This window comes from Streptomyces sp. NPDC048565 (genome assembly GCF_040650935.1).
Taxonomy (GTDB): domain Bacteria; phylum Actinomycetota; class Actinomycetes; order Streptomycetales; family Streptomycetaceae; genus Streptomyces.
Genome location: NZ_JBEZIH010000027.1, coordinates 88,978 through 113,598, shown reverse-complemented (window position 1 = coordinate 113,598; position 24,621 = coordinate 88,978). Strand labels below are relative to the sequence as shown.

25 protein-coding genes and 1 pseudogene are annotated in these 24,621 nt (G+C 71.4%); 15 read left to right on the top strand and 11 right to left on the bottom strand.

Annotation, left to right across the window (positions count from 1 at the left end):
* Window positions 1-146 precede the first annotated feature (146 nt).
* Entirely contained in the window at window positions 147-1,460 is a 1,314-nt protein-coding gene (locus AB0C75_RS28685) for an NAD(P)/FAD-dependent oxidoreductase (protein WP_362894625.1), read from the top strand.
* 13 nt (window positions 1,461-1,473) lie between these two features.
* On the opposite strand, the gene AB0C75_RS28680 is transcribed toward AB0C75_RS28685, so the two are convergent.
* Window positions 1,474-3,084 (bottom strand): regulator, encoded by a 1,611-nt coding sequence (locus AB0C75_RS28680; protein WP_362894624.1) that lies wholly within the window; start codon window positions 3,082-3,084, stop codon window positions 1,474-1,476.
* 313 nt (window positions 3,085-3,397) lie between these two features.
* On the opposite strand from AB0C75_RS28680, the gene lipB reads away from it, so the two are divergent.
* From lipB to AB0C75_RS28660, 4 genes are all read left to right on the top strand, one after another.
* Window positions 3,398-4,219, top strand: a complete 822-nt coding sequence (gene lipB / locus AB0C75_RS28675; RefSeq protein ID WP_362894623.1) for a lipoyl(octanoyl) transferase LipB — start codon at window positions 3,398-3,400, stop codon at window positions 4,217-4,219.
* 133 nt (window positions 4,220-4,352) lie between these two features.
* On the top strand, window positions 4,353-5,321 hold the full coding sequence (lipA, locus tag AB0C75_RS28670) for a lipoyl synthase (protein WP_362894622.1): 969 nt from the start codon (window positions 4,353-4,355) through the stop codon (window positions 5,319-5,321).
* A gap of 269 nt (window positions 5,322-5,590) precedes the next feature.
* Window positions 5,591-5,791, top strand: coding sequence for a hypothetical protein (locus AB0C75_RS28665; RefSeq protein ID WP_362894621.1), 201 nt, complete (start codon window positions 5,591-5,593; stop codon window positions 5,789-5,791).
* Between the two features lie 43 nt (window positions 5,792-5,834).
* A complete protein-coding gene (locus tag AB0C75_RS28660) occupies window positions 5,835-6,545 on the top strand; it encodes a DUF4191 domain-containing protein (RefSeq protein WP_362894620.1) in 711 nt (236 codons plus the stop codon).
* Between the two features lie 80 nt (window positions 6,546-6,625).
* Here AB0C75_RS28660 and AB0C75_RS28655 read toward each other — a convergent pair whose 3' ends face one another.
* The gene (locus tag AB0C75_RS28655; protein ID WP_362894619.1) at window positions 6,626-7,093 is read right to left on the bottom strand and encodes an RDD family protein; all 468 of its coding nucleotides are present in this window, start codon (window positions 7,091-7,093) and stop codon (window positions 6,626-6,628) included.
* Window positions 7,094-7,314: 221 nt separating this feature from the next.
* Here AB0C75_RS28655 and glnA point away from each other — a divergent pair, with 221 nt between their 5' ends.
* The 4 genes from glnA to mgtA all read left to right on the top strand — a co-directional run bounded on the left by glnA (window position 7,315) and on the right by mgtA (window position 12,331).
* Window positions 7,315-8,724: a type I glutamate--ammonia ligase gene (gene glnA / locus AB0C75_RS28650; protein WP_362894618.1), complete on the top strand. Its 1,410-nt coding sequence runs from the start codon at window positions 7,315-7,317 to the stop codon at window positions 8,722-8,724.
* Between the two features lie 175 nt (window positions 8,725-8,899).
* Window positions 8,900-9,175: a GlsB/YeaQ/YmgE family stress response membrane protein gene (locus AB0C75_RS28645; protein ID WP_362894617.1), complete on the top strand. Its 276-nt coding sequence runs from the start codon at window positions 8,900-8,902 to the stop codon at window positions 9,173-9,175.
* Window positions 9,176-9,354: 179 nt separating this feature from the next.
* Complete coding sequence (locus AB0C75_RS28640) at window positions 9,355-9,705, top strand: metalloregulator ArsR/SmtB family transcription factor (protein WP_362894616.1); 351 nt, start codon at window positions 9,355-9,357, stop codon at window positions 9,703-9,705.
* Window positions 9,671-12,331, top strand: coding sequence for a magnesium-translocating P-type ATPase (mgtA, locus tag AB0C75_RS28635; RefSeq protein WP_362894636.1), 2,661 nt, complete (start codon window positions 9,671-9,673; stop codon window positions 12,329-12,331). The genes AB0C75_RS28640 and mgtA overlap by 35 nt, the downstream gene beginning before the upstream one ends.
* 11 nt (window positions 12,332-12,342) lie before the next feature.
* Here the strand turns inward: mgtA and AB0C75_RS28630 are convergent, their stop codons facing one another.
* Window positions 12,343-13,899 (bottom strand): LCP family protein, encoded by a 1,557-nt coding sequence (locus AB0C75_RS28630; protein WP_362894615.1) that lies wholly within the window; start codon window positions 13,897-13,899, stop codon window positions 12,343-12,345.
* Between the two features lie 149 nt (window positions 13,900-14,048).
* Between AB0C75_RS28630 and tatA the strand changes: the two genes are divergently transcribed.
* Window positions 14,049-14,351: a Sec-independent protein translocase subunit TatA gene (gene tatA / locus AB0C75_RS28625; protein WP_362894614.1), complete on the top strand. Its 303-nt coding sequence runs from the start codon at window positions 14,049-14,051 to the stop codon at window positions 14,349-14,351.
* Between the two features lie 21 nt (window positions 14,352-14,372).
* Here tatA and AB0C75_RS28620 read toward each other — a convergent pair whose 3' ends face one another.
* Window positions 14,373-14,609: a hypothetical protein gene (locus AB0C75_RS28620; RefSeq protein WP_362894613.1), complete on the bottom strand. Its 237-nt coding sequence runs from the start codon at window positions 14,607-14,609 to the stop codon at window positions 14,373-14,375.
* Window positions 14,610-14,716: 107 nt separating this feature from the next.
* Between AB0C75_RS28620 and AB0C75_RS28615 the strand changes: the two genes are divergently transcribed.
* On the top strand, window positions 14,717-15,295 hold the full coding sequence (locus AB0C75_RS28615; RefSeq protein WP_362894612.1) for a TerD family protein: 579 nt from the start codon (window positions 14,717-14,719) through the stop codon (window positions 15,293-15,295).
* Between the two features lie 61 nt (window positions 15,296-15,356).
* Here AB0C75_RS28615 and AB0C75_RS28610 read toward each other — a convergent pair whose 3' ends face one another.
* Window positions 15,357-15,755 (bottom strand): sec-independent translocase, encoded by a 399-nt coding sequence (locus AB0C75_RS28610; protein WP_362894635.1) that lies wholly within the window; start codon window positions 15,753-15,755, stop codon window positions 15,357-15,359.
* A gap of 151 nt (window positions 15,756-15,906) precedes the next feature.
* On the opposite strand from AB0C75_RS28610, the gene AB0C75_RS28605 reads away from it, so the two are divergent.
* The gene (locus AB0C75_RS28605; protein ID WP_362894611.1) at window positions 15,907-16,482 is read left to right on the top strand and encodes a TerD family protein; all 576 of its coding nucleotides are present in this window, start codon (window positions 15,907-15,909) and stop codon (window positions 16,480-16,482) included.
* Window positions 16,483-16,563: 81 nt separating this feature from the next.
* Complete coding sequence (locus AB0C75_RS28600) at window positions 16,564-17,535, top strand: SDR family NAD(P)-dependent oxidoreductase (RefSeq protein ID WP_362894610.1); 972 nt, start codon at window positions 16,564-16,566, stop codon at window positions 17,533-17,535.
* 54 nt (window positions 17,536-17,589) lie between these two features.
* Here the strand turns inward: AB0C75_RS28600 and AB0C75_RS28595 are convergent, their stop codons facing one another.
* The 4 genes from AB0C75_RS28595 to AB0C75_RS28580 form a co-directional block, all read right to left on the bottom strand.
* The gene (locus AB0C75_RS28595; protein ID WP_362894609.1) at window positions 17,590-19,401 is read right to left on the bottom strand and encodes a choline/carnitine O-acyltransferase; all 1,812 of its coding nucleotides are present in this window, start codon (window positions 19,399-19,401) and stop codon (window positions 17,590-17,592) included.
* Window positions 19,402-19,464: 63 nt separating this feature from the next.
* Complete coding sequence (locus AB0C75_RS28590; protein ID WP_362894608.1) at window positions 19,465-20,271, bottom strand: class I SAM-dependent methyltransferase; 807 nt, start codon at window positions 20,269-20,271, stop codon at window positions 19,465-19,467.
* Window positions 20,272-20,329: 58 nt separating this feature from the next.
* Window positions 20,330-21,199, bottom strand: a complete 870-nt coding sequence (locus tag AB0C75_RS28585) for an arpA protein (protein WP_362894607.1) — start codon at window positions 21,197-21,199, stop codon at window positions 20,330-20,332.
* Window positions 21,200-21,365: 166 nt separating this feature from the next.
* Complete coding sequence (locus tag AB0C75_RS28580) at window positions 21,366-21,635, bottom strand: hypothetical protein (protein ID WP_362894606.1); 270 nt, start codon at window positions 21,633-21,635, stop codon at window positions 21,366-21,368.
* Between the two features lie 119 nt (window positions 21,636-21,754).
* Between AB0C75_RS28580 and AB0C75_RS28575 the strand changes: the two genes are divergently transcribed.
* On the top strand, window positions 21,755-22,114 hold the full coding sequence (locus tag AB0C75_RS28575; protein ID WP_362894605.1) for an ArsC/Spx/MgsR family protein: 360 nt from the start codon (window positions 21,755-21,757) through the stop codon (window positions 22,112-22,114).
* On the opposite strand, the gene AB0C75_RS28570 is transcribed toward AB0C75_RS28575, so the two are convergent.
* Window positions 22,092-22,970, bottom strand: coding sequence for an alpha/beta hydrolase (locus tag AB0C75_RS28570; protein ID WP_362894604.1), 879 nt, complete (start codon window positions 22,968-22,970; stop codon window positions 22,092-22,094). The genes AB0C75_RS28575 and AB0C75_RS28570 overlap by 23 nt on opposite strands.
* Before the next feature lie 70 nt (window positions 22,971-23,040).
* Here AB0C75_RS28570 and AB0C75_RS28565 point away from each other — a divergent pair, with 70 nt between their 5' ends.
* On the top strand, window positions 23,041-23,493 hold the full coding sequence (locus AB0C75_RS28565) for a MarR family winged helix-turn-helix transcriptional regulator (RefSeq protein WP_362894603.1): 453 nt from the start codon (window positions 23,041-23,043) through the stop codon (window positions 23,491-23,493).
* A 10-nt stretch (window positions 23,494-23,503) separates the two neighbouring features.
* Here AB0C75_RS28565 and AB0C75_RS28560 read toward each other — a convergent pair.
* Window positions 23,504-24,462, bottom strand: a pseudogene (locus AB0C75_RS28560) (Gfo/Idh/MocA family oxidoreductase).
* Between the last annotated feature and the right edge of the window lie 159 nt (window positions 24,463-24,621).

The following is a 24,621-nucleotide window of genomic DNA, read 5'->3' as shown; positions in this document are numbered from 1 at the left end:
TGTGCGACCCCGTGCACCGGTGCCCGGGGTGCGTGCGACTGCACCTGACTCGGCCATCTACCTAGCCTCGACCCGAACTCGGGCATTTCTGGAGCGTGTTGGGGGCAATAGCCCCCCACCAGTCGCACCGACTCGGGGAGGGGCACGTGATCGGGGCACACACAGCGGACCACGCGGATGTGGTCATCATCGGGGCCGGAATCGCCGGCCTTTCGGCGGCTCACCAGCTGATCGGCGCAGGGGTCGACGTCAGCGTCCTGGAGGCCGCCCCGCAGGTGGGCGGACGGATGGCCACCCAGGACGTGGACGGTTTCCGGCTCGACCATCTCGGTCCACTGCTCAGCTCCGCGTATCCGGAGCTGAGCAGCACCCCGGGGCTCGAAGGGCTGGTGCTACGGGACTTCGCGCCCGGGGTGCTCGTCCACAGCGGAGGGCGGCAGTACCGCGCCGGGGACGTACGGAGCGCGCGGGGCGCACTCCGTGCTGTGCGCTCCCGGTCGAGCGCCCCACGCGCGCCTTTGGGCGGGGCCATCGAACAGGCCAGGCTCGGTGCCTGGCTGGCCCGTCTCGCCACCGCTCCCGAGTCCCGGATCCTGGCCAGGCCGGACGGGACCGCGCTCGACACGCTGGCGGCGCGCGGGCTGCCGCCCCGTACGGCCGCCGGATTCCTGCACCCCCTGCTCTCGGCGCTGCTCGGCGACCCCGGGCTCAGTACCTCCAGCCGCATCGCCGACCTCACCCTGCGGGACTACGCGCGCGGCCGGCTCTGCGTGCCCGCGGGCGGTTCCGCGACGCTGCCCGAGCTGCTGGCGGCCGCCCTGCCGCCCGGGACCGTACGCACCGGGGTCCACGTGACGGCCGCCGACATCACCTCCGTACACACCAAGGAGCACGGCGAGCTCGGCTGCCGCTCGCTCCTGCTGGCCACCGGCGCGGGAGCCGCCGCCGAGCTGCTGCCCGGCCTGCGGATGCCCGCGTTCCACCCGGTGACCGTGGTGCACCACACCGCCGACGAGGCACCGGTGACCGGCGGCCGTCTGCTGCTGGACGCGGACCGCTCGGGGCCGGTCGCGCACACCGCGGTGATGAGTGAGGTCGACCCCTCGCGCGCGCCGCTCGGCCGGACCCTGATCACCTCCACGGTGCTCGGCCGGCCGCCGAGGAACCTCGACGGGGAGGTACGCGCCCATCTGGCCCGGCTGTACGGCACACCCACCGACGGCTGGGAGCTGCTGGCCGCTCGTCACGACCCGGAGGCCGTGCCCGCCATGCCACCGCCGCACGATCCACGCCGGCCCGTCCGGCTGCTCACCGGGCTGTACGTGTGCGGCGACCACCGCGACACCAGCACGGTCCGGGGGGCGCTGCGCTCGGGCAGGCGCGCCGCATCGGCGATCCTCACCGATCTGGGGGTACGCGTGCGGCAGGACGGCGGGACGGAGCTGCCGGCCGCCGCCTGAGGCCCGCTCCCCGTCAGCCCAGCGCGGCGACCCGGTCGCGGTATCCGCGTACGGCGACGGCGTCCCTGTACGGCTCCAGGCGGCGCTCGAAGTCGCGTACGTACTCCGTCGCCCGCACCGACCGCATCTCCGCCGCCTGCTGGGCCGCCTCGGCGCCCAGCAGGCACGCCTGGTCCAGCTCGCCGAGCCCGAGCCGCGCGGAGGCGAGCACCACCCGGCAGAACAGCCTGCTCCTGGCGTATGCCGGCGCGCGCAGCTGGAGCGACCGCTCGGCGTGCTGGGCCGCGACGCGGTACTGCTGGAGGTCGCGGTGGCAGTGGCCGAACTCGTCGGCGAGCTGGGCCTCGTCGAAGTAGCGCGCCCAGTACGGCACATCGTCCCCCGGCCGGGAGATCCCCAGCGCGCGCTCCGCCCGCGCCAGCGCGGCGACACAGGGCCTGGTCTCCCCGAGGACGCCGTGTCCGCGCGCCTCGACCGAGTGCAGCAGGGCCAGGACGACGGGCGGCGCGGAGGAGCCGATGCCCTGCTGGGCGACGCGTGCGAGCTGGACGGCTTCCCTGCCGTGCCCGAGATAGACCGCCTGCCGGCTCATCGTGATCAGCACGAAGGCGCCGTACGCCCGGTCCCCCGCGGCCTGGGCGAGCCGCAGCGCCTGGACGAAATAGCGCTGGGCCAGGCCGTGCGCCGCGATGTCGTACGAGGTCCAGCCCGCGAGCCGGGTGAGATCGGCGGCGGCGGAGAACAGCCGGCGGCCCATCGTCTCGCCGTAGCTCCCCCGGAGCATCGGCTCCGCCTCGTGTTCCAGATACCGGACGAGAGCCTGCCTGGCGTGGCCCCCGCCGTAGGTGTTGTCCAGCGTGCGGAAGAGCTCGCCCACCGAACGCAGCGCGGCGACGTCACCGCTGCCGACCCGCTGGCCCGCGCCGCGCTCGGTCCCCCGCTGGCGCGGGACGCCCGGGGCCGGTGGCGCGGGGGCGGGCGGACGCGAGGGGCTGGGCCCACGGGTGGAGCCGGGCCTGGCGCCGCCCGCCCCCTGCGCCGGGCCCGGGGCGCCGGTCCCGTTGGTCTGATGGAGCCCGTGCGGGGGCCGGGCCCCATGGCCCTCCGCGGGCGTACGGGGGGCGGGCAGACCGCCGGCGCCGGCAGCGCTGCCGCGCTCCCGCGGCTCGCCGCGGCCGACCCACTCGTCGGCCCGTCCGATCAGCCAGTCCCGGCTGGGGACGACCAGTCCAGCGGGCGTGAACGCGATCTTGCGCAGCTCCGTATGGCTGCCCGAGTCCTTGCGCCACAGCCCGCTGACGATGTCGACGGCCTCGGCGGGCGTGGCAGCGAACTCCAGCCCGGCATAGACGGGCGCGCACGCGTCCAGGCCCAGATCCTGTGCGGAGAGCCGGCGCCCGAGCCGTCTGGTGAAGACCTCGGCGATCAGCGCGGGGGTGGTGCCCCGGGGCTGCTGGCCGCGCAGCCAGCGGGTCACCGAGGTCTTGTCGTATCGCAGGTCGAGCCCGTGTTCGAGGCCGAGCTGGTCCACCCGGCGGGCCAGGCCCGCATGGGAGAACCCGGCCTCCGCGATGAGGGCAGCGAGCCGCCGGTTCGGGGTGCGCTGCGGAGGTCGTTCCGACATCAGCTGTAAGGTCTCCTGCCTTCGGCGCCGGGCGGGCAGCCCTTACGGGCTCCCCCACGGTTGGGAGCGGGCGAGCCCGTTATGGAACGGCGCGAACTTAACCGCCCCGGCCGCGGTGCCGATGACCTTCGCTCCATGTTCATCCGATCGTGTGAGGACTGTCGGATCGCTGACGGTGGCCCCCTGCCCGTAACCTGCCGGACTCCGTGTTCCGTGGCGGTCGTACAGTGGCTCGGGGCGCACATCAGTGCATGGTGACGTGGCTCAGGGGACCTCCCCGGCCCTCCGGCACCGCGAGTAGGGAGGCACCCGAGTGAGTGAGCTGCGGTTCGTCCGTCTGGGGTTCGGTGAGGAACGGGTCGACTACCAGGAGGCCTGGCAGAAGCAGCGCGAGGTGCATGCCGCCCGGTTCGAGGACACCGTCCCCGACACCTGCCTGCTCCTCGAGCATCCGTCCGTCTACACGGCGGGGCGGCGCACCACGGAGAGCGAGCGCCCGCTGGACGGGACCCCGGTCATCGATGTCGACCGCGGCGGCAAGATCACCTGGCACGGCCCCGGGCAGCTCATCGGCTACCCGATCCTCAAGCTCCCCCGCCCGGTGGACGTGGTCGCGCATGTCCGGCGGCTGGAGGACGCCCTGATCCGCACGGCCGCCGAGTTCGGCGTGGAGACCAGCCGGGTCGAGGGCCGCAGCGGCGTCTGGGTCCTCGGTGACCCGGTCGAGGACCGCCCCTCGCTCGGCGGGCTCTCCCTCGACTTCGACCCCCGCCTCCACGACGAGGAGTTCGACCCCCGGCTGAACGGCCCCGAGTACGCGCCCTCCAACGCGGGACAGCGCCGCGAGGACCGCAAGCTGGCCGCGATCGGCATCCGGGTCGCCAAGGGCGTCACGATGCACGGCTTCTCCCTGAACGTGAACCCGGACAACACCTCGTTCGACCGGATCGTGCCGTGCGGCATCCGGGACGCGGGGGTGACCTCGCTCAGTTACGAACTGGGCCGCGAGATCACGATCGACGAGATCCTCCCGGTCGTCGAGAGACACCTGCGGGACATCCTGGAGAACGCGGAGCTCGCGCCGCGGGTCATCGCGCCGAAGGAGCCTGCCGCGGAGCCGGCCGCCCCGGTATAGGGAGAGCGCGGGGAAGCCGCGGGGAATAGGCCCCCTCGGCCACAGGTTGGCCAGACGCAAGGCCGTTCTAACCACGGGCGTACCCTGGTGTTCGCCGAAGAATCCAATGCAGCGAAAGCAAAGGGGTGCCGGAGTGTCCGGTGTCGCACCCGACGGGCGCAAGATGCTGCGCCTGGAGGTCCGAAACAGCCAGACCCCCATCGAGCGCAAGCCCGAGTGGATCAAAACCCGGGCGAAGATGGGCCCCGAGTACACGAAGATGCAGGCGCTCGTGAAGGGCGAGGGACTGCACACCGTGTGCCAGGAGGCCGGCTGTCCGAACATCTACGAATGCTGGGAAGACCGCGAGGCGACCTTCCTCATCGGCGGCGACCAGTGCACCCGGCGCTGCGACTTCTGCCAGATCGACACGGGGAAGCCGCAGGCGCTGGACCGTGACGAGCCCCGCCGCGTCGGTGAGTCCGTCGTGACGATGGACCTGAACTACGCCACGATCACCGGCGTCGCACGCGACGACCTGGACGACGGCGGCGCGTGGCTGTACGCGGAGACCGTGCGCCAGATCCACGCCCTGACCGCGGAGCGGGCGAGCGGCGCCACGAAGGTGGAGCTGCTGATCCCCGACTTCAACGCGGAGCCGGAGCAGCTCGCCGAGGTCTTCTCCTCGCGCCCCCAGGTCCTCGCGCACAACGTCGAGACGGTGCCGCGGATCTTCAAGCGGATCCGCCCCGGCTTCCGTTACGAGCGCTCCCTGGACGTCATCACGCGGGCCCGTGAGGCCGGTCTGGTGACGAAGTCGAACCTCATCCTCGGCATGGGCGAGACCCGCGAGGAGATCAGCGAGGCGCTCCAGGACCTGTACGACGCGGGTTGCGAGCTCATCACGATCACGCAGTACCTCCGGCCCTCCGCACGGCACCACCCGGTCGAGCGCTGGGTGAAGCCGCATGAGTTCGTCGAGCTGAAGGACGAGGCCGACGCGATCGGTTACTCCGGCGTCATGTCGGGCCCGCTGGTGCGTTCCTCGTACCGCGCGGGACGCCTCTTCCAGCAGGCGATGGAGCGACGCGGAGTGACCGCCGCGACCGCCTCCGCCGTGTGAATCGGCGCACAAGAAGCTACTGAGCGGTAATGCCCGCAACGACGCGGTCCGTACGTCCCCCGCAGGCCAGGGGCCCGTATGGGCCGCGTCGGCGTGCGCGCCGCCGAAATCAGAGTTTCATTGGTGTTTGACCGACCGGTCATGCACTGGTAACACCGAGCAGTGACCCTAGGTACATACACGGTGGCTCCGCAGCCGCCGTCGTCATTGCTTCCCGCTACTCAGTGCGCGCCGGGCGCGCGCATCCGCTCCGAGGGGGAACATCCACGATGCACGTCGCACCGGTACGAGCCAACGCCATCCCGACCGTCGCCACCGCGCTCCGCGCGGTCGAGTCGCTGCTGCTGAGCAGCGGCCAGCGCACCGCCCGCCGCAACGCCTGGACAGCGGTCCTGGAGGACCGCCGCAGGGCGCAGGACCGGGTCGAGGCCGAGCATGTGCTGAAGGCCGTGGCCGACCACCGTTCCTAGGTCGCGTTCCTGCGCCGCTCCGGGGCCACGTAAACTTCCGTACATGGCGAGGAAGGCAAACACTGACGGCGCGGACAGCGCCGAGAACGCGGGGCGGCTCAAGCAGATCGCCCTGACCTACAAGATGACCAGGCGGACGGACTCCAAGGTGGGTCTTGTCGTCGCGGGTGTGGGAATCGTCACCTTCGGCGTCTTCCTCGCGATCGGTTTCCTGATCGGTCACCCCGTCTACGCGGGCATCCTGGGCTTCGTCCTGGCCTTCCTCGCGATGGCGATCATCTTCGGACGGCGTGCCGAGCGTGCGGCCTTCGGGCAGATGGAGGGCCAGCCGGGCGCGGCCGCGGCGGTGCTGGACCGGGTGGGCCGTGGCTGGACCACGACTCCGGCCGTCGCGATGAACCGCAACCAGGACGTCGTCCACCGCGCGGTGGGCAAGGCAGGCATCGTCCTGGTCGCCGAGGGCAACCCCAACCGGGTGAAGAGCCTGCTGGCGGCGGAGAAGAAGCGGATGGCCCGCATCGTCATCGACGTACCGGTGCACGACATCATCGTCGGCGACGGCGGCGAGGGCCAGGTGCCGCTGAAGAAGGTCCGCACCACGATGCTGAAGCTTCCGCGGGTCCTGACCGGGGCGCAGGTGACCGCCGCCAACGACCGGCTGCGGGCGATGGGCGACCTGATGAGCAACATGCCGCTCCCGAAGGGGCCCATGCCGAAGGGCATGCGGATGCCACGCGGCGGAAAGATGCGCTGACCGAACACGTACGAAGAGGAGCAGCCCCGGACGACGCACTCGTCCGGGCCGCTCCTCTTCTCATGCCTTCTTCGTACGCCTCAGATACGCACCTGGACTGCGCGGGCCAGCCGGTCGTGCAGGCCGCGGCTGTCCCGGTCCCAGACGATGGCGGGGACCACCAGGAGCAGCAGCACCGTCCGCAGGACGACCCGCACGGTGCCGAGCCGTCCGCCGTCCTCGGAAACGAGCCGCAGGCCCAGAATCCGCTTGCCGGGGGTGGAGCCGACGGTTCCGACGGTCAGCAGACTCATGACGAGGAAGACGCCGAGCGCCCAGTTCCCCGCCGCCTGCTGGTCACCGCGAGCGAGCAGCCCGTATGCGATCACCATGCACAGGGCCCAGTCGATGAAGAGAGCCCCGAAGCGCCGGCCGAGCGGGGCCACGGACCCCGGGCCTTCCTGGGGCAGACCGAGGCGCTGACCCCGGTAACCGAAGTCGGCGCCCATCTCCTCGGCCGCCGCGCGCGGCCCCGAGAGCCACGATCCGATTGCTTGCCTGTTGTCCACCCGTCCACGGTACTGCGCCCGCTTCCGCACCCGTCCTCGCGGGTGCGGAACACGTCGCGGAGGTGCCGCCCGCGGTCACCCTGGTTAACTTGTGCGAAACAAATGGGTCATGCTGGAGAAATCCTGTCTGCCTATGGTCAGGGCCAGCGTGTGCCACCGCACTGGCCACACAGACGAGCTGCAACCCCGCCCTTTCCCGGGTCGGGAGTAGGAGGAGTTGGATGTTCCAGAACGCCGACGAAGTCCAGAAGTACATCGCCGACAACGACGTCAAGTTCATCGACGTCCGGTTCTGCGACCTGCCGGGTGTGATGCAGCACTTCACGATTCCGGCGGCGACCTTCGACCCGGCCGAGGAACTGGCTTTCGACGGCTCGTCGATCCGCGGATTCCAGGCCATCCACGAGTCGGACATGGCCCTCCGCGCGGACCTCTCCACGGCCCGTGTCGACCCGTTCCGCCGCGACAAGACGGTGAACGTCAACTTCTTCATCCACGACCCGATCACCGGCGAGCAGTACAGCCGTGACCCGCGGAACGTGGCCAAGAAGGCCGAGGCCTACCTCGCCTCGACCGGCATCGCCGACACGGCCTTCTTCGGCCCCGAGGCGGAGTTCTACGTCTTCGACAACGTCCGCTTCCAGACGTCGGCGAACGAGAGCTTCTACCACATCGACTCCGAGGCCGGCGCCTGGAACACCGGTGCGGTCGAGAACAACCGTGGTTACAAGGTCCGCTACAAGGGCGGCTACTTCCCGACGCCGCCGGTCGACCACTTCGCCGACCTGCGTGCCGAGATCTCCCTGGAGCTGGACAAGAACGGCCTCCAGGTCGAGCGCCAGCACCACGAGGTCGGCACCGCCGGCCAGGCCGAGATCAACTACAAGTTCAACACGCTGCTCGCCGCGGCCGACGACCTGATGCTCTTCAAGTACATCGTGAAGAACGTCGCCTGGCGCAACGGCAAGACCGCGACCTTCATGCCGAAGCCGATCTTCGGTGACAACGGCTCGGGCATGCACGTGCACCAGTCCCTGTGGGCCGGCGGCGACCCGCTGTTCTACGACGAGCAGGGCTACGCGGGCCTCTCGGACATGGCGCGCTACTACATCGGCGGCATCCTGAAGCACGCCCCGTCGCTGCTCGCCTTCACCAACCCGACGGTGAACTCCTACCACCGTCTGGTCCCGGGCTTCGAGGCGCCGGTCAACATGGTGTACTCGCAGCGCAACCGCTCCGCCGCGATGCGCATCCCGATCACGGGCTCCAACCCGAAGGCGAAGCGCGTCGAGTTCCGCGCCCCCGACCCGTCCTCGAACCCGTACCTGGCGTTCTCGGCCCTGCTGATGGCCGGCCTGGACGGCGTCAAGAACAAGATCGAGCCGCCTGAGCCGATCGACAAGGACCTCTACGAGCTGGCTCCCGAGGAGCACGCGGGCGTCCAGCAGGTCCCGACCTCGCTCCCGGCGGTCCTCGACGCACTTGAGGCCGACCACGAGTACCTCCAGGCCGGCGGCGTCTTCACGCCCGACCTGATCGAGACGTGGATCGACTACAAGCGCACGAACGAGATCGCCCCGATCCAGCTGCGCCCGCACCCGCACGAGTTCGAGCTGTACTTCGACCTCTAAAGGGTCAGGGCCGACCGGCCCGTGACACCGGCGAGGGCCGCCACCCCGACGACCACGGGGTGGCGGCCCTCGCTGTGTTCCCGGCGGTCCGGGGGCCGCGCGGCGTTTAGAAAGGTCAGGACGGTACAGACGGTGTCTTGACACCAATTCAGTACATCGAGGTAGGAGACGCACCATGGGCATCATCGCCTGGATCATCATCGGTCTGCTCGCCGGCCTCATCGCCAAGGCACTGATGCCGGGCAAGGACCCCGGCGGCATCATCATCACCATCCTCATCGGCATCGCGGGTGGCCTGCTCGGCGGCTGGCTCGGCAAGGTCATCTTCGGTGTGGACTCCATCGATGGCTTCTTCGACATATCCACCTGGATCGCCGCCATCGTCGGATCCCTCATCCTTCTCGTCCTGTACCGGGCTCTCACAGGCAACCGGCGCTCCCGCCGTAGCTGACCCGCCCCGCGCGCTCCTGCCGAATGGCTCCACCTCCTGACGGGGGGCGGAGCCATTCCCCGTCCGTGGGATCCCCGCCGCCTCCGGCCTCCGCCGGGGCGGAGGACCGATTCGTCGGGCACCTACACTGAGATTCTTCGGGCCCGGCAGTGCGGCCCAGGCCGGACAGGAGCGCGCAGGTGGCAGCAGGGAACTCCGACGATCCGCCCGCCGAGGTGCTGGCGGACGCGGCTGCGGCGTTCGGGCTGCTGGCATCGCCGCCGCGGCTGCACATCGTGTGGGCCCTGGCCGAGGGTGAGAGCGACGTGAGCGGGCTGGCCCACCGCGTGGGCGGAGCGCTGCCCGCGGTGAGCCAGCATCTGACGAAGCTGAAGCTCGCCGGTCTCGTACGTTCCCGGCGGGAGGGGCGGCGGCAGGTGTATTACGTCGACGACGCCGACGTGGTGACGGTGGTACGGCTGATGATCGGCCAGCTGACCACCCGTGCCGCGCGTGATGCGGCGCCCCGTCTCCGTGACCTCGGTGCCTGAGAGCGCGACGGCAGGAAACACCGATCCTGCGGGCCCCGGGGAGCGGTGGGCGCGACAGGCTGTGGGTACGGACCTCGGGCCGGGCGACGGGCCGCCGCCCTGGCCCGAGCTCACGTCCCTCCAGGTGCTGCGGCATCTCGACAGCGGGCCCCGCGGGCTCGTCGAGGAGGAGGCCGAGGAGCGGCTCGCCAGGTTCGGAGAGAACACGGTTCCCTCGTGGCGCACGGCCTCCTGGCCGCGCCGGCTCGTGGGGAGCCTGCGGGATCCGTTCACCGTGGTGCTGCTGTGTCTGGGGCTGGTGTCGGCCGTCGTGGCGGCCTGGGGCACCGCGAGCGTGATCCTCTCGCTGGTGGTGGTCAGCTGTGTGCTGCGCGCGGGCGGGGAGCGCCGGGCCGACCGGTCCGTGGCCGCGCTGCGCAGTCTCGTCGCGACCACGGCGACCGTGCTGCGGCGGTCGGCCGACGATGAGGCGCCCCGGTCACGGGAGATCCCGGTCGACGAGCTGGTGCCCGGCGATGTGGTGCGTCTCGGCCCCGGCGATCTGGTTCCCGCCGATGTGCGGATCCTGCGCGCGAGCGGCCTCACCGTGCACCAGGCCCCGCTGACGGGTGAGTCGGCGCCGGTGGCCAGGTATCCCGTCGACGCGCCGGAGCCGCGGGGCGGACCGTTCGACCAGCCGCAGCTGTGCTTCCAGGGCAGCAGCGTGGCATCGGGCAGCGGTACGGCTGTCGTCGTGTCGACCGGGTCGCACACCCGTTTCGCCGCCACCCAGAGCGGTCCGGGCCAGCGCGTGGCCAGTGCGTTCGACCGGTCGGTGCACGGGATCTCCTGGGTCCTCATCCGCTTCATGCTGCTGACCCCGCCCCTGGTGCTCATGGCCAACGCGGCGCTGCACGGCCGGGGGTTCGAGACGCTGCCGTTCGCGGTGGCGGTCGCCGTCGGGCTCACCCCCGAGATGCTGCCGGTCATCGTCACCACCGCCCTGGCCCGTGGGGCGTCCCTCCTCGCCCGGGACCACCGGGTCATCGTCAAGCGGCTCCCCGCGCTGCACGATCTCGGCGCGGTCGATGTGCTGTGCCTCGACAAGACGGGCACCCTCACCCAGGACCGGCCGGTCCTGCACCACGCGCTCGACGTGCGGGGCCGTCCGGACCGTGAGGTGCTGCACTGGGCAGGCGTCAATGCCTGGTGGACGCTCCAGCTCGCCGACCTGCCCGCGCCCGACGCCCTGGACGAGGCGATCCTGGACGCCGTCGACGAGGACGAGCCACTGGCGTACGAGGGTGTGGCCGCGCTGCCCTTCGATCCGGTACGGCGTCTGTCCACCGCCGTCGTACGCCGCCCAGGCCGCCTCGGACTTCACACGATGGTCGTCAAGGGCGCGGCGGAGGACGTGCTGGAGCGCTGCGCGCTGACCGAGGACGAGCGGGCGCGGCTGCTCGCGCTCGCCGCGCGGGAGGCGCGAAGCGGCCTGCGGCTGCTCGCCGTCGCGACCTGCGAACGCCATGCCCGCAGCCGCGACTACACCCCGGCCGACGAGCGTGGCCTCACGCTCATCGGCTTCGTCGCCCTGCGCGACGCCCTCGCGCCGACCGCTGCGGACGCCCTGGAGGTCTTCGCCGACCGGGGCGTGGCCGTCAAGGTCCTCACGGGTGACCACCCGGGCACGGCGGCCCGCGCCTGCGGGGATCTGGGGCTCGACCCAGGCGACGTACTCTCCGCCGACGCCATCGACGGCATGCCGGACGAGGAGCTCGCGGAACTCGCCCGCCGCACCACCGTCTTCGCGCGCTGCGCTCCCGAGCACAAGGCCCGGATCATCTCCGTGCTGCGCGCCGACGGACACACCACGGGGTTCCTCGGCGACGGCGTCAACGACCTGCCGGCGCTCCACGCGGCCGATGTCGGGGTCTGTCCGCGCGACGCCGTGGACGTCGTCCGCGAGAGCGCCGATGTGGTCCTGGCCGAGAAGGACCTCACGGCCATCGCCCACGCGATCACCGCGGGCCGGTACAGCAGTGTGAACATCGCCAGCTATCTGCGCATCACGCTCTCCTCCAACCTGGGCAACGTGATCGCGATGCTCTCGACCGGTCTGATGCTGCCGTTCCTGCCGATGCTCCCGGCGCAGATCCTGGTCCAGAACCTGTGCTTCGACGCCGCCCAGCTCGCCTTCGCCTTCGACCGGCTGCACCCCTCCGCACTCCGGCGGCCCACGGTGCTGCAACCGCGCCGCTTCCTGCGCTTCATCACCGGTTTCGGGATGCTGGGGGCCGCGGCGGACCTGGCCACCTTCGGTGTACTCGCGCTGGCCCTGCACGATGCCGCCCACGCCGACGAGGCAGCCTTCCATGCCGGGTGGTTCACCGAGAACCTGCTCACCCAGGCCCTGGTGATGCTGCTGCTGCGCACCGCCCGCCGCACCGGCCGGGGCGCCACGGCGAGCCCCGTGCGCTGGGCCGCCGCCGGGCTCGCCGTGATCGGCATCCTGCTGCCGCCCTCCCCGCTCGGGCCGCTGCTGGGGATGACCGCGCTGCCGCCCCTGTACTACCCGCTGCTCGCCGCGGTCCTCGCGCTGTACACGGCGGCACTCTCGGTGGCCCGGTCCCGCTACGAGGGGGCGTAGCGGCGCCCGGATCATCCGTACGAGAGTCCCTCGCACAGGTCCTGGTCGGCGGAACGCGCGCCCTCGGCGACCTCGGTCGGCACCCCCGAGGGGGCCGGGGAGGCCTCCGGGGACTCCTCACCGGAGGGATCGCCGGTGGCCTGATCGGCGTAGGACTGCCCGAGTACGACGTCCAGGCCTTCAGCTGTGGAGGAGCGGAGTTCCCCGGTGCCGAGGAGCCGGGCGAGCGTCTCCGCCTCCTCCTTCCGGCCGGGCCCGTACTCGATCACTGTGGTGCTGTGGTCCTGGCTGCCCGCCGTCGCCGTGCCGGTGACGGTGACACCGGCCTCTTCCAGGACGGATGCCGCTCGGGCGGCGAGTCCGGTGACCAGGGTGCCGTTGTGGACGGTGGCGGAGATGCCCTCGCCGGAGATCCGCTCGCCGGCGTCCGGCGAGGGGGTGGAATGCTGGGCGGGACTCTTCTTCTCCCCGTCGCTCCCGCCGCCGGCGTCCTCCCCCTCCAGGGTGCGGTCGGCCTTCAGCGCTGCCCACAGCGCACCGGCGTCCGGTTCGACGATCGCCACACGCGCGCCCTCGTACCGCCAGGGGACGGTGACGAACTCGGTGTTCTGCAGATCGATGTCCTTCAGCGACATCGCGAAGGAGACCAGTTTGTCGGCCGATCCGAGGCCGGGGTCGACGGTCATGGAGGTCGTCGCCGCGTCCGCCAGCGGGAGCAGTTTCGTGGGCGTGAGCCCGTCGCTCTTCACCTTCTTGAGGAGACTGCCGACGAAGGCCTGCTGCCGTTTGATGCGGCCTATGTCGGAGCCGTCGCCGATGCCGTGCCGGATGCGCACGTAGTCCAGGGCCTTCCGGCCGGAGACCTTCTGCACCCCTTCGGCGAAAATGCGCTTGCCGCGCGTGGTGCGGCCGGGGTTCAGATCCTGCTGGTAGATGTCCTGAGGCACACACACCTCCACGCCGCCGACGACCTCCGTCAGCTCCGAGAAGCCGTTGAAGTCGACGACCACGGTGTGATCGACGCGCAGGCCGGTGAGGCTCTCGACGGTGTTCTGGGTGCAGGCGGGGTTGCCCTCGGCCGTACTGCCCATGGCGTACGCCTCGTTGAACATGGCCTGGTGCCTGGTCTCGGTCCAACTGCCGTCGGGCAGCTTGCACGGCGGGATGTCGAGCAGGGTGTCGCGGGGAACGGACACCGCGACGGCGTGCCGGCTGTCGGCGTAGACGTGCAGCAGGAACGCGGTGTCGGAGCGGCCGACGTCGTTCTTGTCCCCGCCGCCCAGTTCGCTGTTCCCTCCGGTCCTGGCGTCCGAACCGATCACCAGGACGTTCTGCCCGTCGGTGGTGGCGGGCCGGTCGTCGGAGATCCCGTCCGCGCCGAAGGTGTCGATGTTGCCGCTGATCTTGAGATACGCCCAGCCCGCACCGGCCGTCACGAGCACGAGCAGCGAGACCGCCGTGACGAGGACGGTCCGTATCCGGGACCGCCTCGGCCGCCGGCCTGAGGCCCTGCCGGCCCCCGTGCCGCGCCGGGGTGCGGCTGCTTTCGCCCGGTGACTGCCTGCCATCTGTACGCCCCATTCGTCCGGCTCCGGCGGAGGGGACGAATGAATCCGTCCCAAGCTTGTACAGTTGCGCAATCTAGCAATCTTTGAAGCGTGCTTCGCACCCCGGTGGTGCGCGGGCCCGCGCCGACGACAGAAAGGACGGGGTGACCATGCTCCGCAACGGACTGGAACCCTGGCACCTGCTGGTGCTGGGGATCGTGGTCATCATGCTGTTCGGCTCGAAGAAGCTCCCGGACTCCGCACGCGCACTGGGCCAGTCCCTGCGGATCCTCAAGAGCGAGACGAAGGCGATGAAGGAGGAAGGCGCGGCGTCCAGCGGCGCCGCGCCCGGTGCCGCACCCGGCGGCGCCCCCTCCGAGCAGCCGGCCGCAGCCGAGCAGCCAGCCGCACCCGAGCAGCCAGCCGCACCCGAGCGGCCGGCCGCACCCGAGGGCGGCACCCAGGTCAGGTGAGCGCGCGCCCCCGCCGGGACGTCAGGGGCTGGCCGCGTCGAAGCCGTAACGCAGCGGCTCGCCCCGCACCCCTGGCCTGCGCCGGTAGACGTACAGCGCGTCCACCCGCACCCCCGGCTGCGGATGCGGGCCGTCCACCTCGCAGGGGCAGGTGACCTGCACCACCCCGGGCCGGTCGGCGACCCTCATCCGCAGCCCGTCGGCGGGCCCGCCGTCGAGCACCGCCACTTCCCACACCGTCGTAACGTCTCCAGTCATACCCAACACATTAATAGTTGCGCATGTCATAAACTATCGTGAATCCATCACACCGGAACGGCCCACACCGGATTCCGGAACGTCTCGACTCGGGAGAAGCAACGCACATGGGCGTCAGCCTCACCAAGGGCCAGAACGTCGTCCTCAACCAGGACGGCACCGCGCTCGCGGACGTCACCGTCGGCCTGGGCTGGGACGCCCGGCCGGTCGGCGGTACGGACTTCGACCTGGACGCGTCCGCGATCGTCTGCGGCGCGGACCTGAAGGTCGCGTCCGACGACCACTTCGTCTTCTACAACAACCTTGCCAGCCCCGACGGGGCGGTCCGGCACACCGGCGACAACCTCACCGGAGAGGGCGAGGGCGACGACGAGCAGATCCTCATCGACCTCGACCGCCTCGGCGACGAGACCGGCCAGGTCGTCTTCGCCGTGTCCATCCACGCGGCCGAGGAACGCGGCCAGAACTTCGGCCAGGTCGACGAGGCCTTCATCCGGGTCGTGGACAACCTCACCGGCCGGGAGATGTGCAGGTACGAGCTCTCCTACGACGCGGCCGGCGAGACCGCGATGGTCTTCGGCGCCCTCTACCGCAGGGGCGGCGAGTGGAAGTTCCGCGCCATCGGACAGGGCTACGCCTCGGGGCTGGGCGGCATCGCCACCGACTACGGCGTCAGCGTCGGCTGACCGCCCCACCCCGGCACCGGGGCCACCTAACCCGTGCCCGCGGCCCCACCACCGGCACGGGTCAGGTGGCGTCCGGGTCGACCGAAGGGCGCCCGGCCACCGCCCGGTCCCCGTCCTTCCGCAGGGAGACCGGCTCCGCGTCGAACGCGTCACTCATGACCTCCTTCAGTTCCGGGCGCGGGTCCAGGGCGTGACGGATCTCGTCGAGAGCCAGGCCGTCGCTGTCCAGCACGTGCTTGCGCACGAATGTCCGCGGGTCCAGGTCCTCGAACTCGAAGTCCTCGAACTCCGGGCCCAGCCCGGACCGCACCTCGTGTTTCGCGGTCTCGGAGAATTCCCGGAACTTCCTCATGACCGCGGACACCGTCCTGATCGCCTCCGGCAGCTTGTCCGGGCCGAACAGGACGAGAGCGAGGATCACCAGCGTGACCAGTTCCAGCACACCCACATCGGCGAACACGCCACCACCTCCCGAGCCGTCGCGGTCCCGTAGCACCAGTACCTCCACGGCATGCATCAATAGTTTCAAAGTTGCGCAATTGATGGAACCATAGAGGCTGCTCCGGCGTTGGACCGGATGACGACAGACCAGAAACAAATGGAGGATCACCGTGGGAGTCAGCCTGGCCAAGGGCGGCAACGTATCGCTGAGCAAGGAGGCCCCCGGCCTCACCGCCGTGACGGTCGGACTCGGCTGGGACGTGCGCACCACCACAGGTGCGGATCACGACCTCGATGCCAGCGCCCTGATGTGCGGCGAAGCAGGCAAGGTCGTCTCCGACCGCCACTTCGTCTTCTACAACAACCTCAACAGCCCGGACGGTTCGGTCCAGCACACCGGTGACAACCTCACCGGAGAGGGCGAGGGCGACGACGAGTCGATCAATGTGGACCTGGCGTCCGTGCCGGCCGAGGTCACGAAGATCGTCTTCCCGGTCTCCATCCATGACGCCACCGCGCGCGGGCAGAGCTTCGGCCAGGTCCGTAACGCCTTCATCCGGGTGATCAACCGGTCCGACAACGCCGAGCTGGCGCGCTACGACCTGAGCGAGGACGCATCGACGGAGACCGCCATGGTCTTCGGCGAGCTCTACCGCCACGGCAGCGAGTGGAAGTTCCGCGCGGTGGGCCAGGGCTACGCCTCCGGGCTCGCGGGCATCGCGGCCGACTTCGGCGTCAACATCTGACACACGTCCGGCGCCGGACACGGGGCTCCGCCCCGGCGGGGGACTTGCGTTGGAGTGCGCTCCAATTCGTAGGTTCGCGGCATGACCACTGAACAGCACGGCATCAACTCAGGGTTCGGTCCGGGCAGTACCACCACGGACGTGCTGCGGGGCACCGATCTGTCCGGGAAGCTCGCCGTCGTGACCGGCGGATACTCGGGGCTCGGTCTGGAGACGACGCGGGCCCTCGCCGCGGCCGGGGCGCGCGTCGTCGTCCCCGCGCGGCGGCGCGAGGCCGCGGTCAAGGCGGTGGAGGGCATCGCAGGGGTGGAGGTGGACACCCTGGACCTGGGCGACCTGGACAGCGTACGGGCCTTCGCCGGGCGGTTCCTCGAATCGGGCCGCTCCATCGACCTGATGATCAACAACGCGGGCATCATGGCCAGCCCAAAAACCCGCGTCGGCCCGGGCTGGGAGGCCCAGTTCGCCACCAATCACCTGGGACACCACGCCCTGGTCAACCATCTCTGGCCGGCCATCGCCCGTGGGGGCGCGCGCGTGGTCTCCGTGTCATCCAACGGACACCAGCTCTCGGACATCCGCTGGGACGACCCGCATTTCGAGCAGGGCTACGACAAGTGGCTGGCGTACGGGCAGGCGAAGACGGCGAACGCCCTGTTCGCGCTGCACCTGGACGCCCTGGGGCGGGACTCCGGGGTCCGGGCGTTCTCCCTGCACCCGGGCACCATCATGACCGAGTTGGGCCGTCACATGTCGCAGTCGGATCTGGACGAGCTGACGCGGTCGATGGCCGAGAGCGAGACGAACGGCGGTTGGAAGACGCCCGAGCAGGGCGCGGCCACGCAGGTGTGGGCGGCGACGTCGCGCCGGCTCGCGGGGCTCGGCGGGGTGTACTGCGAGGACTGCGACATCGCGGAGCCCGCGGCGCCTGGCACGGTGCTGGGCGCCGGGGTGAGCTCCTGGGCCATGGATCCGGACAGCGCCGCGCGGCTGTGGAAGCTGTCGGCCGAGCTCACCGGGGCCGATGCCTTCGGGACGGGCACGGCTCACTGAGCCCGGGGAAGGGGATCCGCACGCGGCGCCCCTCCCCCGGTGGCCCGGCCCTGCTCAGTCCGCCAGCAGCTCGCGCAGCTCGGTGACCGCGTCGCGGAGGTGGTCGGCGAAGGCGTGCATCTGGCCGGCCACCGCGCGCGGAGTGCTCAGGTAGAGGTTGAAGCGGTCCGGCAGCAGGACGTACGCGACGCCGATGCAGCGGCTGCTCGTGGAGCCGAAACCGAAGTACTGGATGTTCTCGGACGGCGCCGAGCTGGTGCTCAGATAGTCGTCCCGCATCGTGACCCAGCCCGGCGAGCGGTACAGGGCGGGCTGTTCGGGCACACCCAGCGCGTCACCGCGGCGGCGCTGGATCAGCTCCAGCTCCCAGAGGTGCTGCTCGGGGGCGTCCCCCGCCTGGCACTCCTTCGCCCGCGCCACATGGGCTCCGGCGGCGGCCCTGAACGCAGCCCGCCGGGTGTCGCGGTCCGCCGCCGGGTCCTCCATCGCCGCGACGAAGACGGGCATCTCCGGGGTGACGACGCGCATCGCCTCGGTGCGGCCGTGGCGGTACTGCCGGGTGGCGATCGACTCGTACGTGGCCCCCAGGCGGCCCTTCGCCCGCTGGTGGGCCAGCTGGTACGCGGCCTGCACGAAGGCGTCGGGCGACACCCCGAGCGCCTTCGCCGCGGTGCTGCCGAAGTCGCCGAACGACACGGTGCGGGTGGCGGTGTCCGCGCCGTACGCGGCGAACGCATCGGCCGCGTCGCGCACCTGCGCCCGCAGGGGCGCGTCCAGTTCGAAGACCAGGGGGTGCGGCACCGGCTCGCCCTGCGGGCGCGCTCCCGAGCGGCGGGAGTGCTCGTCCGGCGAGGTGCCGAGGAGGGCGTCGGTGAAGCTGAGGACGGTCGTGCCGTCCAGCTCGCAGTGCTCGACGTTGATGCCGGCCCGGCCGTCCGCGTAGACGACGAAGGAGACCGCCTTGTCGAACCAGCGGTTGCCGCGGTCCCCGTGGAGCAGCTCGTCGCAGACGGCCTGGGTGTCCTCGGGTGCGAAGTCCTCCAGGCAGACGCAGAACAGCGCGGTCTCGATGTCCTCCAGCGCCCGGGCGTTGCCGGGGCTGCCGTCGGCGAGGGACGCCCTGGTGTCCGCCCATGCGGCGCGCGCCATGGTGGTGAGATGGCCGACCCGGTCCGTCGGCGCCGTGTGGACGTCGGCCTTGGTGACGGCGCGCAGCGCGGCCTCGATCTCGTCGAGGGTGTGCGGGGCGCCGTCGGGGCCGAGCACGTCCAGCCGGAACATGGTGCCGCGGAAGAACACCACGATGTGCCGGGCCGTGGACGGCCCGGGCTCCTGCTCGCTGTACGGGGCGCGCACCGTGTCCAGCGGCACCCCGGGGATACGCGTCGTGGAGAAGAGGTAGGTGTTCTGCACCATCGACTGGGGAACGCCGCGCTGCTCCACCGGCGCGATCAGCCCCTCGTCCAGCCGCCGCTTGTAGTGCAGCGCCCCGGCGACGAGCCCGGCCGCCCGGTCGAGCTGCCCCTGGCCGGTGTCCTGGAACAGGAAGAAGAAGTTGGCGTTCAGCGCGATACGGTCCCGGCGGCCGAGGTAGCGGTACGGCCAGAACGTGTCCAGCCAGCTGTGCACGCCCTCGGTCGCGTCGTACTCCTCCAGCGCCGCGTGCAGGGTCCTGCCGGGGCCGCCGGGCCGCAGGAAGGCGGTGACCTCGGCCTCCGTCGTGGCCCGCTCCTCGGCGGTCAGCAGTGGGGCGCACCAGGCGAGGAACCTCTCGCAGCTCGCCTCCAGCGTGGGCAGCGGCACGCGCGGAAGGGTGCCTTCACGGGCGAAGGTCGCGCCGGCTGCTGCTTCCTGACTGACGTTCAATGCGGCTCTCTTCTCGGTGAGTTCGGTGGGTGGGGTGAGGCGGGCGGTTGCGGGCGGGGCCGTCTACCTGTTCTGCGGTCTGGAGAGATAGAGCTGAGCGTAGAGCCAGCCGTCCTCCTCGAGGCCGCTCGCGTCCACACCGGACGCGGCGAGGCTCTCCAGGACGCCTCGCTGTTCCTGCGGGCCCGCGAACCGCCGCTGCTTGAAGACCTCGTCGACCCGCGTCGTCCGGTAGCCGAGCGCGTCCAGGGCCTCCTCGACGGGGTCGAAGGGGAACATCCGCAGCACGAAGTGCGCCATCCAGGGGAGGCGGCCCTCCTGTACGCGGACGACTCGGGTGAGGGTGCGCTCGGTGACATAGCCGATGCAGCCCGTCGAGATCACGAGGTCCGTCCCGGCGAGGCGGGCGCGCTGCGCGGGGGTGGGGTCGTCCGTCTCCAGGTCGGCGTTGACGGTGTCGTCCAGGAACCCCGCCTCGTGGGCGTAGGCCAGGGCGCTGACGGAGGCGTCGAGGCCGGTGAAGCGCAGGGGGTTCGCGGGGCTGCGGGAGCGGGAGAGCGCGCGGTCGCGCTCCAGCAGTCCCGCGCGGGATCCGGGTCCGCTGCCGTCGTAGCGTGCGTACAGCTCGTCCATGGTGGCGTCGTACTTGAGCAGGGCGGCGTTGATCCCGTACGAGCAGCCGATGTCCAGCACCCGGGGGGCGGCCACCCCTTCCGCCTCTCGGTACTCCTTGACGAGCTTGCCGAAGTAGGGCTTGGCCAGTTGCGGGACGCAGTAGCCGAGCGGGCGGAGCACCTGGAAGTACGTGCGGGGGTCGGGCGCGGTGTAGATGTGGTCCAGCGAGACTTTTCCGGACGCGTCGAAACGCAAGGGGCTTCTCCTCGGTGGGTGGCGCGTGACTGTGCCTGAACCGTTCGCCGTGCTCCGGTCAGTCCAGCAGCTGGTCGCCCCGCACCGCCCGCCCTTCCGCCGCCAGGTGTTCGGGCAGGACACGGCCGAAGAGCTGCTTGGAGCGCGCCACGCTCCCGATGACGCCGGGGCGCTCGCTGTAGGCGAAGATCGCGCTGTGGCGTGCCCGGCCGCCCCGGACGGGGCTGACCCGGTGCAGCGAGTACCGGCCCTTGAACAGCTGGAGGTCGCCGGGCCGCAGGGGCAGACGCTCGGGCTTCGGTGCGCCGCGGCCGTCCAGGACGTCCCGGACGTCGTCGAAGCGCTCGTCCTCGGCGGACCTGATGTTCGGGCAGTACTCGAAGGACCCGCCCTCCTGCGCCTCCTGGGTCAGCATGCTGACCGTGTACTCGTTGGTGTCGAAGTGCCAGGGATGCTCCATGCCGGGCCGTACGACGTTGAGTACGAGACCGGACAGGGGGTCGGCGAGCTCGTACAGGCGTGGCAGCCCGAAGCAGTCGGCGACGAAGCGCTGGAACGCCTCGTCGGCGTAGAGCCTGCCGATGAGGGAGTCCCCTGGGATGCGGTCGCGGGCCACGAACGCGTTGCCGCGCTCGAAGGTGCGCCGGCCGGGGTGGTGTTCGGGCAGGTCCGCGTCCACGTCGATGTTGTAGACGTTGACCGTCTCGACGTCGAAGTACGCCTCGGGGGCGAGGGATGCGCACTCCTGCCGCAGGACGTCGTGGAGCGAGGGCCGGACGAAGTCCGGCAGTACGGTGCAGCCGACCTCGGCCAGTTCGCGCCGCGCCCGCGCCACCACGGCGCGGGATCCGGTACTTCCGGGGTCCGACAAGGGGTAGCGGTCCGTGTCGACCACCTGATCGAGCGTGATGGCTTGCAGAGTGCTCATTCGACCCTCTCACGCGTGCACGTCGATAACTCAACTGATGAGTAACAGAGTTGAAGTTCCCACAGCCTCGCCGCGCTGTCTGTGACACGTCACACTTCCGGACGGCGCGGGCGGTGGCCGGAGTCGTTTCGGTCACCGCCCGCGCCACGGTCACATCAGGGCCGCGTCAGCGCCCGTAGCGGATCAGAGCGCGGACCATGCGGCAGGTGGTGTCGGACGGCGGGTGGATGGCGAGCCGGTCCGCGGCGGCGCGGATCCGGGCGTTGTGGGCGCTCGACGGCTGGTACACACCGGTGTCGAGCAGGGCTATCGCCAGGCGCATGGCCTTCAGGCGACGGTTGTGGGAGACATACCACTCGCGGGGCCGGCCCGCGGGGAGCGGCTTCTTCGGCGGGGACATCTGGAGCGGCTCGGTCGTGACTACGGCAACGGCCATCGGCAACCTCCTGGCACGGTGGTGGAACCCTCACGAACTCCCCCTATTCTACTGTCCCGCACTGACAATCGCCCCTGGCCAGAGGCCTTTTCGAGGGTCACTCCCGTACCCTGGACCCCATGGAGATCTGGATCGATCCGGCCTGTTCCAAGTGCCGCGGCGCGCTGAGTCTGCTCGACGCCGAGGGCGCCGACCACACGGTCCGCCGCTATCTGGAGGACGTGCCGTCCCCCGAGGAGATCCGGGCCGTGCTCGACCGGCTCGGGCTCGAACCGTGGGACATCACCCGGACCCAGGAGGCGGAGGCGAAGGAGCTCGGGATCAAGGAGTGGGCGAAGGACGCCGGTTCGCGCGAGCGGTGGATCGCGGCGCTGGCCGGACACCCGAAGCTCATCCAGCGCCCGATCATCACCGCGCAGGACGGTTCGGCCGTGGTGGCACGGACGGACGAGGCGGTCAGGGACGCACTGGGGCGCTGAGGAAGTCCTCGATACGGCGGGCGATCTCGGCGGCCCCGGGGTCGCCCTGCGGCACGGAGTGGTGGGTGGCGCCCGCGACCGTCGCCGTCCCGGCGTACGGGAGCAGCCGCTCGGCTGTGGCGGCGACCCGTCCCGCGTCGTGGGCCCGGCTGTCCCCGGCGAGCAGGACGAGCGTCTCCACCTCCAGGCCGCGCAGCTCATCGGGTGAGGGCATCGGCCCGGTGACCGGACGGACGGCGGGGAAGCCCACCGCCTCGTCCCGCAGCCGCGCCCGGACAGGATCGAAGGCCGCGCTTCCCGTCTCCCAGGCCAGGAAGGCGCGGGTGCGGCGGACCGTGGGCCTGAGCAGCATCGGCAGGGCGTGCAGCAGATAGCCGGGACGGAAGCCGGCGAAGCAGCGGGTCGGGTCGACCAGGACGAGCCGGTTGACGCGCCGGGGCGCGTACAGGGCGTATCGCAGGGCGATCCAGCCGCCGTACGAGTGGCCGCAGAGCGCGGCGGACCGCACGCCGAGACCGTCCAGCAGCGCATCGAGCCATGCCGTCAGATCGGCCACCGAGCGGAGCGGGCGCTCCCCCGGTGCGCTGCGACCCGGCTCGCCGACGAGGTCGACCGCGTGGACGCGATGGGTGCGTCCCAGGCGCGCCGCCTGCGCGGACCACACGGTGGAGGTGGCGCTGCCACCGGGCAGCAGGAGCACGGGCGGGCCGTCCTCGGGGCCGTGGCTGTTGAGATGAGTGGTGCCGTACGGAGTGGGGACCACGGTCGGGGCCGTGCCGGCGGGCCACCGGGCCGCGATGACCTCGTCGTAGGCCGCGAGGAAGGCCGCGTCCCCGGGCCGCCAGGTGGATGTCATGGGGCTCTCCCTCGGCTCCGTACCTCAGCCTATTATCTCGCTCAACGAGATAATAGGCTGAGGAGCGGCGATGGGCGACCAGGAACGCGAGATGGAGATCGTCCATCTGCTGCGCAGGGTCACGACCGAATTCGGGCTGCGCCAGGCCGAATTCGCGGCACAGCACGGCATGCACCCGACCGATGTGCGGGCCCTGGTCTGTCTGCTCGACGCCGGGCGGAACGGGGCCGATGTCACGGCAGGCCGGCTCGGCGCGGAGCTCGGGCTCAATTCGGCGGGCACCACGTCGCTCATCGACCGGCTGGAGCGGCTGGGCCATCTCACCCGGTCCCGGGACGTGCGGGACCGGCGGCGGGTGCTGCTGAGCGTGACCCCGCAGGCGGTGGAGCTGGGGTGGGCGGCGTTCGGACCGGTGATCGGGAGCGCCGTCGAACTGCTGCGCGGCTTCGACGACACCGAGGTCGCCGCCGTCCGGCGCTTCCTGGACGGCTTCCACACCGCGGTGTCGCGGGGACCGGAGTAGCCGGCGCCCGCTACCGCCCGGCCCGCGCCTGTGCCTGGGGCTGGGCGGCCTGTGCCTCGGCCCGGGTCCGCGCCTGGCTCTCCGCCTCCGCCAGCAGTTCCGTCAGCCGGAGTCCGAACCGTACGTCGCAGGGGTGCGCCACCCCTGTGCGCACCGATTCGATCAGCGCGTCCACCGCCGCCCGGAAGGCGGGGACTGCGCCGTCCCAGCGGGGCAGTCCCGCGGTCCCGTGCTCGCCCCTGAGCTCGATCCCCACCCCGGCCGCCGCCGTCGGAGCGCCCAGTGCGAGCGTCACCGTGCTGGAGGCACCGGAGGCATGGCGCAGAACCAGGTGGTGGGTGTCCGAGGGGCCCCGGGCCGCGCTCAGCCCGGTGACGTCGCCCAGGACCGGGATGAGGACGGACAGCGCGTGCGGGCCGACGTCCCAGAGGCCGCCCTTCTCGTGGCGCCAGGGGGACGCGGCGTACGCGCTGTCGGCGCCGGGTGCCCACAGCGCCCCGATCCAGTGGGCGTGTGCGGTGAACCAGCCGCCCTTCGCGTGCTGTTCGGCGATCCAGGCGGAGGTCTCCGGGGCGAACCGCAGGGTACAGAAGACGAGGGAGGCGACCCGGGCACGCTCGGCGGCCTCGGCCACCTCACGGGCGCCGGCGACGGTCGTGGCCACCGGCTTGTCCATCAGCAGATGGCAGCCGGCCGCCGCGGCGCGGGCGGCCAGCGGGGCCTGTACGTCCGGCGGCAGGGCGAACGCGACGGCGTCGCTCGCGGCGAGGAGCGCGTCGAGCCCCGCGTCACCGGTGTACGCCGTGGCGCCATGGGCGTCGGCCAGCTCCTGCGCGGCCTCGGCCCGGCGGCCCCACACCCCGCTCAGCACGGCGCCGGGGTGCTCGGCGATGGCGGGCGCCTGGGTGTCGCGGGCCCAGGGGCCCGTACCGACAGGCCGATACGCAGGGGGGCAGCGGCTGTCGTCATGGGGCAAGTGTGCCTCGTGCGGCCGTGTGGTCCCCAGGCGGCGACCCCCTGTATACGCCGTATACGACGTGGAGCCGGGCGGCGCACCCATGACTCCTGAGGCCCCGTGACCCACGCCTCCGGGGCCCTCGCCATCAGCCCGTCGCACACAGGAAACGT

Excerpts from the sequence above, each read along its gene's own strand:
- tatA (WP_362894614.1), top strand. The coding sequence starts at position 14,049 with ATGCTCCGCAACGGACTGGAACCCTGGCACCTGCTGGTGCTGGGGATC.
- AB0C75_RS28570 (WP_362894604.1), bottom strand. The coding sequence starts at position 22,970 with ATGACATCCACCTGGCGGCCCGGGGACGCGGCCTTCCTCGCGGCCTAC.
- mgtA (WP_362894636.1), top strand. The coding sequence starts at position 9,671 with ATGCGGCGCCCCGTCTCCGTGACCTCGGTGCCTGAGAGCGCGACGGCA.
- AB0C75_RS28665 (WP_362894621.1), top strand. The coding sequence starts at position 5,591 with ATGCACGTCGCACCGGTACGAGCCAACGCCATCCCGACCGTCGCCACC.
- glnA (WP_362894618.1), top strand. The coding sequence starts at position 7,315 with ATGTTCCAGAACGCCGACGAAGTCCAGAAGTACATCGCCGACAACGAC.
- AB0C75_RS28615 (WP_362894612.1), top strand. The coding sequence starts at position 14,717 with ATGGGCGTCAGCCTCACCAAGGGCCAGAACGTCGTCCTCAACCAGGAC.
- AB0C75_RS28630 (WP_362894615.1), bottom strand. The coding sequence starts at position 13,899 with ATGGCAGGCAGTCACCGGGCGAAAGCAGCCGCACCCCGGCGCGGCACG.
- AB0C75_RS28620 (WP_362894613.1), bottom strand. The coding sequence starts at position 14,609 with ATGACTGGAGACGTTACGACGGTGTGGGAAGTGGCGGTGCTCGACGGC.
- AB0C75_RS28680 (WP_362894624.1), bottom strand. The coding sequence starts at position 3,084 with ATGTCGGAACGACCTCCGCAGCGCACCCCGAACCGGCGGCTCGCTGCC.
- AB0C75_RS28585 (WP_362894607.1), bottom strand. The coding sequence starts at position 21,199 with ATGAGCACTCTGCAAGCCATCACGCTCGATCAGGTGGTCGACACGGAC.
- AB0C75_RS28575 (WP_362894605.1), top strand. The coding sequence starts at position 21,755 with ATGGAGATCTGGATCGATCCGGCCTGTTCCAAGTGCCGCGGCGCGCTG.
- AB0C75_RS28565 (WP_362894603.1), top strand. The coding sequence starts at position 23,041 with ATGGGCGACCAGGAACGCGAGATGGAGATCGTCCATCTGCTGCGCAGG.
- AB0C75_RS28645 (WP_362894617.1), top strand. The coding sequence starts at position 8,900 with ATGGGCATCATCGCCTGGATCATCATCGGTCTGCTCGCCGGCCTCATC.
- AB0C75_RS28580 (WP_362894606.1), bottom strand. The coding sequence starts at position 21,635 with ATGGCCGTTGCCGTAGTCACGACCGAGCCGCTCCAGATGTCCCCGCCG.
- AB0C75_RS28600 (WP_362894610.1), top strand. The coding sequence starts at position 16,564 with ATGACCACTGAACAGCACGGCATCAACTCAGGGTTCGGTCCGGGCAGT.
- AB0C75_RS28660 (WP_362894620.1), top strand. The coding sequence starts at position 5,835 with ATGGCGAGGAAGGCAAACACTGACGGCGCGGACAGCGCCGAGAACGCG.